At 66.1% G+C, this 12732-nt stretch carries 12 protein-coding genes; 7 read left to right on the top strand and 5 right to left on the bottom strand.

From position 1 onward, the window contains the following. Positions 1-903 carry a VOC family protein gene (locus U1872_RS10740; RefSeq protein WP_332792901.1) on the bottom strand — a complete coding sequence of 301 codons (903 nt, stop codon included), beginning with the start codon at positions 901-903 and terminating at the stop codon, positions 1-3. A 213-nt stretch (positions 904-1116) separates the two neighbouring features. Here U1872_RS10740 and U1872_RS10745 point away from each other — a divergent pair, with 213 nt between their 5' ends. Then, entirely contained in the window at positions 1117-1884 is a 768-nt protein-coding gene (locus tag U1872_RS10745; protein ID WP_332792902.1) for a hydroxypyruvate isomerase family protein, read from the top strand. Between the two features lie 56 nt (positions 1885-1940). Then, a complete protein-coding gene (locus U1872_RS10750) occupies positions 1941-3293 on the top strand; it encodes an MFS transporter (protein WP_332792903.1) in 1353 nt (450 codons plus the stop codon). A 39-nt stretch (positions 3294-3332) separates the two neighbouring features. On the opposite strand, the gene U1872_RS10755 is transcribed toward U1872_RS10750, so the two are convergent. Further along, positions 3333-3824, bottom strand: coding sequence for a GlcG/HbpS family heme-binding protein (locus tag U1872_RS10755; RefSeq protein ID WP_332792904.1), 492 nt, complete (start codon positions 3822-3824; stop codon positions 3333-3335). A gap of 242 nt (positions 3825-4066) precedes the next feature. Here U1872_RS10755 and U1872_RS10760 point away from each other — a divergent pair, with 242 nt between their 5' ends. The 4 genes from U1872_RS10760 (at position 4067) to U1872_RS10775 (ending at position 7506) form a co-directional block, all read left to right on the top strand. Then, complete coding sequence (locus tag U1872_RS10760) at positions 4067-5077, top strand: sugar phosphate isomerase/epimerase family protein (protein WP_332792905.1); 1011 nt, start codon at positions 4067-4069, stop codon at positions 5075-5077. A gap of 14 nt (positions 5078-5091) precedes the next feature. Beyond that, positions 5092-5484, top strand: a complete 393-nt coding sequence (locus tag U1872_RS10765; protein WP_332792906.1) for a C-glycoside deglycosidase beta subunit domain-containing protein — start codon at positions 5092-5094, stop codon at positions 5482-5484. A 76-nt stretch (positions 5485-5560) separates the two neighbouring features. Next, a complete protein-coding gene (locus U1872_RS10770; protein ID WP_332792907.1) occupies positions 5561-6529 on the top strand; it encodes a sugar phosphate isomerase/epimerase family protein in 969 nt (322 codons plus the stop codon). Positions 6530-6543: 14 nt separating this feature from the next. Then, entirely contained in the window at positions 6544-7506 is a 963-nt protein-coding gene (locus U1872_RS10775) for a sugar phosphate isomerase/epimerase family protein (protein WP_332792908.1), read from the top strand. A 79-nt stretch (positions 7507-7585) separates the two neighbouring features. Here U1872_RS10775 and U1872_RS10780 read toward each other — a convergent pair whose 3' ends face one another. Next, positions 7586-8272 carry a fumarylacetoacetate hydrolase family protein gene (locus U1872_RS10780; RefSeq protein WP_332792909.1) on the bottom strand — a complete coding sequence of 229 codons (687 nt, stop codon included), beginning with the start codon at positions 8270-8272 and terminating at the stop codon, positions 7586-7588. Positions 8273-8504: 232 nt separating this feature from the next. Here U1872_RS10780 and U1872_RS10785 point away from each other — a divergent pair, with 232 nt between their 5' ends. Next, entirely contained in the window at positions 8505-8834 is a 330-nt protein-coding gene (locus tag U1872_RS10785; RefSeq protein ID WP_332792910.1) for a hypothetical protein, read from the top strand. A gap of 50 nt (positions 8835-8884) precedes the next feature. Here U1872_RS10785 and U1872_RS10790 read toward each other — a convergent pair whose 3' ends face one another. Together U1872_RS10790 and U1872_RS10795 are read right to left on the bottom strand one after the other, a co-directional pair. Next, a complete protein-coding gene (locus tag U1872_RS10790; protein ID WP_332792911.1) occupies positions 8885-10894 on the bottom strand; it encodes an alpha/beta hydrolase domain-containing protein in 2010 nt (669 codons plus the stop codon). Positions 10895-11010: 116 nt separating this feature from the next. Then, positions 11011-12720, bottom strand: coding sequence for a carboxylesterase/lipase family protein (locus U1872_RS10795; RefSeq protein ID WP_332792912.1), 1710 nt, complete (start codon positions 12718-12720; stop codon positions 11011-11013). Between the last annotated feature and the right edge of the window lie 12 nt (positions 12721-12732).

Here is a 12732-nt window from a genome sequence, read left to right on the forward strand (position 1 = left end):
TCAGACCTCGACCGGCTGGAACAGGCCGGCGTCCGGGCTCGGTTGCGGCATGGTCTGCGGGCCGCCAACGCCGATGCCCCATTGGTCCATCGTATGGGGCCCAGGGTTGTGGACGCCGTGGACGTGATGCGCGTCGTCGACGTCTTCCAGTTCCGACGTATATTCGATCGCGAACCCGTTGGGCGTGGTGAAATAGCTGAAAGTGTTGTTGCCTGCGGTGTGCCGTCCCGGCCCCCAGCGGATGTCGGTGCCGTGCTTCTTGAGCCGCGCGATCCCACGCATCATGTCGTCGACCGTGAGCATGTCGTAGGCGACGTGGTTGAGCGACGGCGGTCCGGGAAGAATTGCCAGCCGGTGGTGCGCGGCGTTGCAGCGCAGGAAGCACATGAAATCGCCAAGCCAATCGGAAATCCGGAACCCCAGAACGTCGGTGAAGAAGCGCACCGCGGCCTGATGATCGGGCGAATGCAGCACGATATGGCTGATCTTTACCGGCATCCCTTCCCAGCGCGCCAGCGTCCGCTTGTCGCCTGCGGCCACGTCGCTCGAGACTTCGAAGGGCAGCCCGTCGGGCGAGAAGAAGCGGAAGCCATAGCCGCCACCCGGCGCATCAAGGTCGTGCGGCGCGAAGACGACACGGCAACCCGCCGCCACGACCTTGTCGTGCAGCACATCGACGTCGGCCCGGGTCGCCGCCGCAAGCGCGATCACGTCGATCCGCTTCTGCTCGGCGGCCCGCAGCCGGACGACGTGATGCTCGTCATGCCCACGGGTCTTGAACCACGCCATCGTGTCGGTCGCGGCGACCTCTTCCAGCCCCCAGACGTCGGCATAGAAAGCGCGTTCGGCGGCAAAATCGGGCACGGCATAGCCGACGTAGCGGATTTCGGAAATTCGGCTCATTGGTCTTCCTCTCCTAGGGCTGGGCCGCACGTTCACGTCGCGTTTTGCGATCGACCCGCCAGACAGAATTTGGGCCGTTGACCGCACGATGCGGATTGCCCTAATCAGTAATACGAACTTTGGTTCTAATATGACGCGACGGTCGCAGGAGCAACGGTTTTGTTGCGCGACCAGAAACGATAATCGGCCGCAGGCCGCTCTGGAGAGAAATGTATGCTCGCTTCCCCCTGTATCGAATGGCTGTTCGCCAACGAGCATCCCGCCCTTGAGGATCGCGTCCGCGCGGCCCACGACGCCGGCTTCACCGCCGTCGAATTCCATCTGTGGCGCGACAAGGACCTCGATGCCGTCGCCGCCGCGCTCGACGAGACGGGCGTCCGTCTGACCGGCTTCGTCGTCGAGCCGCGCCGCAGCCTGGTCGACCCTGCGCAACATGCCGAATTCCTCCAGGCGGTGCGCGAATCGCTGGTGGCGTCGCAGAAGCTCGGCTCGCCCCCGCTGGTCGTGGCCTCGGGTTTCACCCGCGACGGCGTCTCGCGCGAGGAACAGCATGGCGAAGCGGTGACCGCGCTCAAGCAGGCCGCGAAACTGGCCGAAGAGGCCGGCGTCGTGCTGGTGCTCGAGCCGCTCAACACCAAGGTCGAACATCCCGGCATGTTCCTGTCGAGCACGACGGAGGCGCTCGACATGATCGAGGAAGTCGGCAGCGCCAACCTGCGCCTGCTGTTCGACGTCTACCATTCGGCGGTGATGGACGAGGACATCGAAACCGTTCTCGGTGGTCGCATGCATTTGCTGGCGCATGTCCAGGTTGCCGACATGCCGGGCCGCAACGAACCCGGCAGCGGGACGATTGACTGGCCGACCGTGGTCAGCACGTTGCAGCGGCTTGGCTACGACGGCGACGTCGGGCTCGAATACAAGCCGACCAAGCCGGCGCTCGAGTCGCTGGCCGAGGCACGGGCGACGCTCGGCTTCTGATCCGCCTACCGGGCACCCGGCAACGACCGGGTGCCCTTTCCATGGAGAGGAGCGCTATGGCCGGGTCCGGTACGAGCGAACGGCTGCGATTTGGCGAGAAGCTGAGTTACGGCCTCGGGGATTTCGCGTTCAGCATCGTGTGGAACGTCGTCGGCGCGTTCCTGCTCTTTTATTATACCGACGTGGCGCGCCTTCCGGCCGCGGCGGTGGGCACGCTGTTCCTGACGGCGCGGCTGCTCGATGCCGGCGTCGATATCGGCGTGGGGGTCTGGGTCGACAAGACACGCACGCGCTGGGGGCGGACCCGGCCCTTCTTCCTGTTCAACGCGCTGCCCTTCGCGCTGATCTTCGTCGCGACCTTCCTGGTGCCCGACTGGTCGATGGGCGCGAAGCTGGCGTACGCCTACATCACCTTCAACCTGCTCGGGATCCTCTTCTCGCTCGGGACGATTCCCTATTCGGCGCTGATGCCGATGATGACCGCCAATCCGGCGGAGCGGCTCCAGCTCGGCAGCTATCGCTCGGTCTCGACCGCGCTGTCGGTCATCGTCGCGACCGCCGCGACGATGCCGCTGGTCGGCCTGCTCGGCCGCGGCGATGCGCGGCTCGGGTTTGCGCTGGTCGCAGGCCTTTTCGCGATCGTCTCGCTCGTCCTGATCGCCAATCTGTTCCGGGCCTGCAAGGAGCGCGTGTCGGATGCGACCCCGGCGGACTTCGCGGTGCTCCCCGCGGTCGGGGAAATGCTACGCAACCGCGCCTGGCTAGTGACCTTCGTGTTCGCCGCGCTCAATTTCGTGCGATTTGGCGCGATCCTGTCGGTGACTGCCTATTTTGCGATCACGGTGCTGCGCCAACCGTGGATGATCTCGGTACTGCTGCCGGGCGTATCGGGGACGCTGGTGCTGGGCGCGTTTATCGCGCCGCCGATCCTGCGCCGCACCGGCATCCGCAACGGGTGTCTCGGCGCGATTGCGTTGGCGATCGCGCTGTATCTGGTGCTGCCGACGACCGAGGCCAACCCCGGCCTGTTCATCGCGCTGTTCCTCGCCGCCTCGATCTCGATCAGCGTGACGATGACCGCGATCTTCACCATGGCGGCCGACTCGGTCGACTATCACGAATGGCGCTTCGCGCGGCGCAACGAAGGATTGCTGTCCTCGGGGATTTCGCTGTCGACCAAATTGGGCATGGCGATCGGCAGCGCGGCGGTGGCCTATACGCTCGCCGCGACCGGCTATGCGCCCGGCGCCGTCAACGCGACCGCCGCCGCGGCGATCCGCTGGTCTTATTATGGCTGGCCGATCGGCGTGCTGCTCGCGCAGGCGGTGTGCATCCTGTTCTGGCCGATGGACGGCCTCCACGGCCGCATCCGCGCCGTCATCGCCGAGCGATCGGCGCTGATCGCCTGATTCGGCCCGCGGCACGCCGATGGCGTGCCGCGGGTCGCGTCACTTGAGCTTGTCGGCCAGCGCGGTCAGCGCCTTGGTGGCGCAGGCCTCGTCGGCGGCCCCGCCCGAGGCGCCGCCCACACCGATCGCGCCGACGAGCTGGCCGTCGATCCGGATCGGCACCCCGCCGCCGATGAAGATCATGTCGGGGTGGAGCGAGCGCAACATGTCGGCATAGGCCGGGGCCTCGCGCACCGCGTCGCCCAGTTTGGCAGTGGGAAAGCCGACCAGGACCGCCGACATGGCCTTGCGCCGCGCAGTCTCGATCGCCACCGAACCGGCGGTGTCCCCGCTCACCTGGGTGCGCACCAGCCCGCTCGCGTCGGCGATCGCCACGCCGACATCGAAGCCCCCCGCGGCGCATGCGTCGCGCGCGCGTTCGGCCAGCTCGAGCTGCAGCACAGCCGGCAGAAATGGACGGCGCGCGACCTGCGCATCGGCCGCCGCCGCCGCGAAAACCGCGCTCAAACCCATGATCCAGATCCTCTTCACGCTCGCTCTCCCTGTGTTTCTGCGCCTAAATGAGTGTCGACGTTCTAATTTGTCAAATCTCGCAAAGCGCTAATCGCGGCTTGACACTCGCGGCGCTTTTATAGAATGAACGTTCTAATTAAAGGGCGTTGGGAGAGGCGACGAGATCGGCCCGGTTGAGGCCTGACTCGTCCACGTTGTGGTCGACGCTGCAGCTTTCCCCGCGTGACGGATTTCGGCGCAATCACCGCGGTAGGGACTTTATGAACAGCCAGATCAAGCGGGGCGTGAGCCTCTACAGTTTCCAGAACGAGACGTTCAAGGGCAAGATGACGCTCGAGGGTTGCGTGCGCACCTGCGCCGACATGGGCGCGCACGGCATCGAGGTCATCGGCGAGCAGAGCTTCCACGGCTGGCCCGAGGTCGGCGTTGCCGATGCCGCCGTCGCCGAATGGCACGACATCATGCGCAAATATGGCACGACGCCGGTGTGCCACGATTTCATGCTCGACTATAAGCGCTACAAGGACCGCGACATGCCGTTCGATGAGCAGGTCGCGAGCGTCAAGAAGGACGTCGACTTCGGCGCACGGCTCGGCATGAAATATGTCCGCGCGCTCGTCTCGATCGCGCCCGACGTGTTGGTCGCGTGCGCCGATCATGCCGCGGAAAAGGGCATCACGATCCTGGTCGAGGTGCATGCGCCGCTGCATTTCGACCATCCGTGGATCATCCGCCACGCCGAGGCCTTCGCCAAGAAGGGGTCCGACGCGCTCGGCTTCTTGCCCGACATGGGCATGTTCCTGTTCGCCTTCCCGCCGGTGTGGAAGGAAAAGTTCCTGCGCCTCGGCGTACCGCCCCGGATCGCGGACTATATCGTCAAGGCGTATGACGACCGTGTCCTCAGCGAATATGTCATCTTCAATGTGCAGAAGATGGGGGGCGTCGGCCCTGCGATTGCGATGGCCGAGACGCTGCGCCACAACGCCGCGTTCGAACCCAAGCGCATGCTCGACTACATGCCGCGCATCAAGAACGTCCATGCCAAGTTCTACCAGATGACCGAGGCGCTGGTCGAACCGTCGATCCCCTACGACCAGATCTTCGCGGTCCTCAAGCAGGGCGGCTACGATGGCTACATCTGCTCGGAATATGAGGGAAATCGCTGGATCGAGGATGCCGAGGAACCCGATTCGGTCGAGCAGGTCCGTCGCCAGCAGGAAATGTTCAAGACATTGCTGGGCGAGCCCGCCCCCGCAGCGCTTGCTGCCTGAAAGGATTCTGCGCGATGTTCGACAATCAGATGATCTGCACCGACGGCTTTGAAAACGTCGTCGAAAATGGCGAGACGGTCGGTTTCGCCTTCTTCGCCCGCCTGCCCTATTATCGCGGCCTCGGCCTGTCGATGATCGAGGATATCGGCGTCACCGTCGATGGCGCGCCCGTCGCGCGCGAGGCGATCCGCTTCTCGGTCCGCGGGCGCAGCTGGACGCTCGACGCGATGGAAGCCGAATATGGCGACCGTTGGAACTTCGGCGAAAAAGCCCGGATCACGGTGCTGCAGCCAGGCGGCCTGCCGGTTGGCCCGCACCGGATCGAACTCGCCGAGCGCCTGCGCATCTCGTATTTGCCGTTCGTGCCGACCAGCAAGGACGCGAAGGACCTCGTGCTCGCGGCCTGACCGCGTCGCCGACCCCCTATCCGGCCGTTTCGTCGCGCGCATCGCGGCGTATGCCGATCCCTGAGGAGTATTACCCGTGAGCACCGAGCAGCCCGTCGTTACGACGACGACCGCCCCTGGCCAGAACATAAAATGGTCTTACATGGACCATTGGACGATGCGCTCGCCGAGCGGATGGGTTACGCCACAGCACGGCGTCCAATATGCCGATCGCTTCTACAAGCAGCTGGCCGGGATCGGTTTCCAGGGTGTCGATCCGTTCGAGTTCCGGCTACTCGCCCAGTCCGAGCTGTTCGGCTCCGCCAAGAAAGCCGAGGAGTTCGCACGCGACCGCGGCATCGAGCGCTTCGTCAACATGTTCGTCGCTTTCTATGACGATCGCACGCACTTGGCAGAAACGCACGACGCGCTGCTCAAGAATTTCGAGAACAAGGTGCGGATGTACGACGGCATCACGCTCGATTCGTACATCGTCATGCCGGTGTCGCGCTACTGGCTCGTCGAGCCGGTGACCGACGACAAGATCAAGACGATGGCCGAGGGCTGGAACCGCGTCGGAAAGATGCTCAAGAGCCATGGCATCAAGCTGTCGTGCCATCACGAATTCTACTGCGCGCTGCATTCGAAGGAGGAGATCGACACCTTCTACGCGCATGCCGATCCCGAATATGTCGGCCTGTTCATCGACACCGCGCAGCATGAGATCGTCGGCATCGATTCGACCGACCTCTATCTGCAATATGCCGACCGCGTGACCGGGTTCCACTTCAAGGACACCCACCATGTCGACACGGTCGACGACTATAAGACGCCACCCGACCCCGAGCGCGCGGCGAGCACGACGGACCGCTGGTTCTGGGAAATGGGCACGGCCGAGGGCCTGGTCGACTTTCCCAAGCTGATGCAGGCGCTCAAGGACAAGAACTATACCGGCTGGCTGACCGTCGAGCACGACAAGGCCGATATCGGCGGTGCGAACTACGCCGAGAGCACGGCGCGCTCGAAGTGGTACATCGACAACGTCCTGTCGCCCATTTATTCCTGATCGGACACCAGAACATGAAAGATCTTCGTTGGAGCTACGCCATCAATCAGTGGCGTACCGTAGAGACCGACCTCGCGCGGCTCGACCAGATGGAAAGCGCGTTCAAGACGATTTCGGTCAGCGGATTCGAAGCGATCGAGATTAACGACAATGCGCTGGGTGGGCACACCATCCCGGCCTATTTCGGCTCGGCCGCAAACTTCGTCGCCTATCTCAAGAATTGCGGTCTCAGCTGCGTCAGCAGCCACTTCTCGGGACTTGCGCACGGCAACCCGGCCGCAGCCGGCGACCACGGCCGGATGGTCGACAGCGCCGCCAGCACTGCCGCGTTCCTCGCCGAACTCGGCGGTTCGTGCCTGGTGATGCGGCCGTGCGGCCCCTATTGGAAAGAGGCGCCGATCACCGAAGCGAAGATCGGCGTGATCGCCGAGTGCTGCAACAAGGTAGGTGCCGCGACCAAGGCGAACGGCGTCGTGACGGCCGTGCATTTCGACTTCCTGGGCGGCATCCGTCGCGCCGAGGATATCCGCACGCTACTCGCGATGACCGATCCCGACCTGGTGCATGTCGCGCTCGACACCGCCGAATTGACGATCGCCGGGATCGATCCCGTCGCCTTCCTGCGCGAACACGGCGCGCGTGTCGCGCACGTCCAGTACAAGGATGCCAAGGTCGTCGACAGCTTCGACGATTACGCCCGGCCCAACGCCGAGATGGAATATTGGCCCGCGCCGATCATCACCGCCGGGGCGGACCGCGGCATCGACCGCTGGTATTATGAAATGGGCACGCCCGGCGGGCTGGTCGATTTCCCGGCCGTCACCGCGGCGCTGACCGCGCTCGACTATGCCGGCTGGATCGTCGTCGAAAGCGACCAGAGCCCGCATGTCGAGGAAAGCGTCATGCTCAACGGCTGGTACAAGAAGCAGCTGCTCGCGGGTCAGAACGCCCTGCCCGCCTTTGGTCAGCGGTCCTGAAATCGAATGCCGATCGGGTCGCGCACGATCCGATCGGCACCCTCCGCCACAACGGCCACGCGCCGCCAGTGCCGCGCTGCTAGGCGATGATGCTTTCGAAGGTCCCGACGCCGGCGATCGCCGCGCGGACCCGATCGCCCACCTCGAGCGGACCGACGCCCGCCGGCGTTCCGGTGAAGATCAGATCGCCGGGGTGCAGCGTCACGAAGCCGGAGAGTTCGGCGACGAGATCGGGAACCGACCAGATCATCTCGGCAAGGTCCGAGCTTTGTCGGATGTAGCCGTTGACCGACAGGTCGATCGATCCTGCCGCAGGGTGCCCGATCACGGCCGCCGACGCCACGTCGCCCACCACAGCGGACGCATCGAAGCCCTTCGCCATATCCCACGGCCGCCGCTGCGCCTTCGCCGCCGCCTGCAGGTCGCGGCGGGTGAGATCGATGCCGACGGCATAGCCCCAGACATGCTCCAGTGCGCGTGCCGGCGGAATGTCCGCGCCGCCCGTGCCGATCGCGACGACCAGTTCGACCTCGTGATGCAGGTCCTTCGTCCGCGGCGGATACGGGATCGGCTGCCCCGACACCACGACCGCGTCGGCCGGCTTGGTGAAGAAGAAGGGCGCCTCGCGGTCAGGATCGCTCCCCATCTCGCGCGCGTGATCGGCGTAGTTGCGTCCGACGCAGAAGATCCGGCGAACCGGAAAAACCTGCCCGTCCTGGGTCGGCACCGTCGCGGGTTGCGGCGTCGGGATCACGGTTGTTGTCATAGGAGTCAGTCCCCTCACACTCCGAAGCGCGAAGCATGCTGCCTGCTTGTGCGTCGGATCGTACGTCCACTTCATGACGCCTTGCGGCTTGTATGGAAGGGTGTCGCAGCAATAGACGGAAGTGAAAAAACTGTCCACGCTGGCAGCTCACAGTCCCTTCGACCCCCCAAGTGCCAAAGGTCACCCGCGTTCGTTCGATCGTGCGCGAGCCCCCGACAAGGCCCAGCTGTTCATGGAGGCGGTCGCGCATCACGAGCGGCTGTACTGGGATGACGCCTGCGATCAGATTGGCGCCGAGCTCGCCGTGAATGCGGCCATCGGGGGTTTCTTCACCAGCGCAGCGCGCATCCTGACGACCCCCGATGCGCCGTGCGGCTGCTCAGACCTGTGGATCGCCTTCGATTTCGATTGCCACCATATCGTGACGCATCTCCTTCCCGGCATGCAGGCGCGCGACGCGGGCGGTAACGCGGTGGACGGCCATCACGTCCCCGTCCCGTATTTCGGTTTCGCGCTCGAGATGAAGGCGTTCGAGGATCTGGGGCAGCTCTTCGCAAAGTGACGCTGCCAGGCAGTCGCGCCGGTCGCTGATGACCGGCGCGGGACCGCATTTTACTTCAGGACGTCACTCTTCTCCGCCTGCTCGACGATGCGCCCGGCGTCTTCGGCGAGCAGCCAGCCGGCTGCGACCTGCTGCGCGGCGACCGCGCGGACACGCGCGACGAAGCCGGCATGGTCGCGATACCGCTCGGTCAGCGACGGACGCGGATCGCCCGTCGTTGCACGCTCGGCGGCGGTGCGGGCAAACGGGATGAAGCCACCGGCAAAGCCGCACCCACCGCCCTTGCCATAGCCGTCGGCGAGCACGTTCCAGCCGGTGTATGTGCCGATCGGCACCAGCAACTGCACCGACGGCACACCCGCAGTCTCGTTGCCGTCGCCATTCACCCTGGGCACCCGCGAGGGCAGGATGCCCCGGATGCGGGGCGGCTGCCGCGTGATCACACCCGACAGATCCCGATAGCCGAAGCCTTCGCCGAAATCCTGATCGACGAAATCGTTGATCTTGCCGTCCGGCGTGGGGAGGCCCGCCAGCGCGGGCCAGCCGATCGCCTTGGCCGTCGGCGCGACGAGATCGCCGGCCGCCAGCATCGGATACCGGCTGGCGGCGGGTTCCTTGCCGGTGCCAACCCAGTCCGCGAGCATCTTCAATACCGCGCGACGGGTGTCGCTCGATGGATTGGGATTAGCCGCCAGCGTACACGCCGGCGCGCCTGGATAGGTCGTCACCTCGCCCTTCACCGGGAAGCCGCCGATGTAAGAACCGGAATGGGTGACGCTCGGGAAATAATAGCGCCGCACCTCGGGCGGGAGCGGAATGTCGGCGACGGCATCGGTGCCGACGAGGTCCGGCGACATGCGCAAGCCCCACAATTCCGCCGACCCGAAGGTCTCGACGATCTTGGGGCAGGTCGACGTGACATGACAGCGGTCCAGCAGGCTGGAAACCCCGCGCGCGCGGGCGCGATCGGTGTAGCGTCCCCACCACAGGGTTCCTTCGCTGCCCGCCTCGTACGGGCTCGCGGCGCCGCCGGGCAGGCCGAAGCGAACGTTGAGCGGCAGCAGCCGCGCGGCGACATTGGGATTGGCGCCGTCGAATACGCGGTGTCCGTCCTCCGCCTGGTTGAACCCGAGTGCGATGAAGCTGCGGATGAAATTGCCGGATTGCGACGTGCCGGTCACGATCGGCCAGCGCACCGACCGTGCGACCGGATTGGGCGTACCGGCATCATCCGCCACGCCGAACCGCAGGAACGCGTTGAGATCGCGCACGGCGGCGAAACCGATCCCGAGCACCTTGGGATCTTTGCCTTGATAGGTCAGCGTATAGGCCTGACTCGGATCGAACCCGCCGCGCACGCACAGCTGCGTCGGGTCGGGGCGGCCGGGGAACGGCGTGGTGCGGCAGTCGGCGAAGGCCCAGTCGGTCCCGGCGATCACGACAGGGGTGGCGGTCTCGTCGGGCTGTCGGGTCAGCCGCGCCTTGTGGACGTCGAGCGACATCGGCAGCGGTCGCGGTGTCGGGCGCCCCAATCCGCCGGCGATGGCAACGCTGCCCGCATTTGCCGGCACGTTGACGAAGCGCTGAAGCACCGGCCCGCTCAACGGTTTTCCGCGCGAACCGTGTGCGACCGGGACGGTGATGGTCTGTGCCCCTGCGGTGTCGAGGTCGCCCTGCCAGCCGCTGATCACCTGGATATGGCCGTCGGGATCGGCGGCGACGGTGCCGTTGCCACGATTGGGGACGTCGTACATCAGGAAACCGCTGCGCCGCGCGGCGTCGGTCGGCATCGCGATCGCAAAGGTCGCACGGTAGCCGACCTTGCCGTTGGCGAGCCGCGGCGCTGCGGCGATGTCGGTGATGATGCGGTTGTGCACGTCGCGCGGATCGAGTTCGCCGTCGTAATGCCCGCGTAGGATCACATAAGCGGGCGCGCCCGCGCGCTTCGGCGCGGCGGCCTCGCTGGTCTCGACGATCAGATGGGTGAGCCGCGCGTCAGCGGCCGGCGCGGCGAGCGCGGCGGTCAGGACGGCGGTTGCCAGGAGCAGGTGTTTCGTCATGTCATCATCATCCCAACCAACCGAGCCGACGTCCGTAATCGCCCAGCGCATTCCGATCCGCGACACACGACGGAGCACCCAAACATACTCGAAAAAACAGACCGATGAAGCGCGCCCTATCGCGCATAGGCGATCGTTCGCGCCGCAGGATCGGCGATCAGCTGCGCGCTGCGGTCGAACACCATCGTGGGCACGCTGCGATCATGCGGGCGCCAGGGAAGCCGCGGACCCGCCGGGTTGCCCGTCCTGGCGAAGCGGATGAAGGCGTCCGCCATCGTGGCAGCGATCCGGTTCGCGTCGGGCGTGTTGCCGGTCAGTTGATCGGCGCGCTCGCAATTGTCGAAGGCGTAGACGATGTCGGTACAGTGCGGCACGCCGATGCGCCCGTCGAGCAGGTCGGGCGCGTAGGTGAACCAATAGCCATATCCCGGCGCGCCGCCCTGCGCCGCCTTCAGGTCGAGCTGGTGGAGCGCCGATGCGCGCCAGGCCATGCCGCTCACGACACCCCCAAGATCGTTCGCCCCGAGCTGCGGGAAGTCCGCGCGCAACGCGCTCAGGACCTGCGGCGCCTTGTCCCGACCGTACAGCCCGTCCAGCCTTGCGCGCAATCCGGCTTCGTCGATGACGATCGATGACAGGCGGAACTCGTCGCGAACGCTGCCGACCATCAGCGGCACGGTGCGCGAAACGGCCGGGGCACTCGCCTCCCACGCCGCGTCGGGAAGGATCGTGCCATCGATCACGGGGGCCCAGGTCCGCGGCAAGCGCAGCGCTCCGCGCGTTAGCCCTGGCGGAGACCGGCCGCCACTCGCCCGGCTCGCCGCTTCGGCCTCGCCCGCCGCGACCAGCGCTTCCGCCGACACCGCGCGCAAGCCCGCGATGTCGCTGACCCCGAGGCGCTTCATCACCGCGCGCGCCGTGGCGCGGGCCTGGTCCTGCGGCTGCGCGGGCGCAAAGGAGCCGCTCATCACGATCCCGCGATGGAAAAGCCCTTGCGCGACCGGCATCGCCATCAGTGCCGACACCTTCGCGCCACCACCGGACTGGCCGAAGATCGTCACGCATGACGGGTCTCCACCAAAGTTCGCGATATTGTCCTTCACCCAGCGCAGGGCGAGGACCAGGTCGGTCATGCCGACGTTGCCCGACCCCGCATAGTCCGCCCCGGCTATCTCCGAGAGGTCCATGAACCCGAGCGCACCGAGCCGGTGGGTGACCGTCACCACCACCGCACCGCGGGCCGCCAGGCGCGTGCCGTCATAGGCGGGCTGCTCATGCCCCGATCCGGTGACGAACCCGCCGCCGTGCAGCCACACCATCACCGGCAGTTTGGGCGAATGCCGTGTCGACGGCGTCCAGACGTTGAGCGTGAGGCAATCCTCGCCCGGATGCCCGTCGTTCCAGTCGGCGATGAACGCCATTTCGTCGTTCGACCAGTTGCGGGCCGGCTCGGGGCAGACCGGGCCCAGGCTGAGCGTGGAGCGGATGCCTGTCCATGGCTCGGGCGGGGCGGCGGGCAGAAAACGGCGCTCGCCCGCGACCTTGCCGCCGTACGGGATGCCGCGGAAGCCGTAGATTCCCGATCGCGTGAACCCCCGGACACGACTGCTGACGGTTTCGACGATCGCATCTGCAGGGGTGCGCACCGTGCGGTCCGCCGCGGGGCTGCCGGCGGCGGTTGAAGCGTCGGATCCTGTCCCGCGGCCGCTGGCGGCGCTAGCCGCCCCTGCCCCTGCCCCCGCACCGGCCCCCACCAGCGTCGCGGCAGCGACGGCACAGCCGACGACCGCGCGACGGCTTACGATAGCCGGTTCGTCTCTTGGCATGATCGTCGTCCT

The organism is Parasphingomonas frigoris (assembly GCF_036663815.1).
Lineage (GTDB): Bacteria > Pseudomonadota > Alphaproteobacteria > Sphingomonadales > Sphingomonadaceae > Sphingomonas.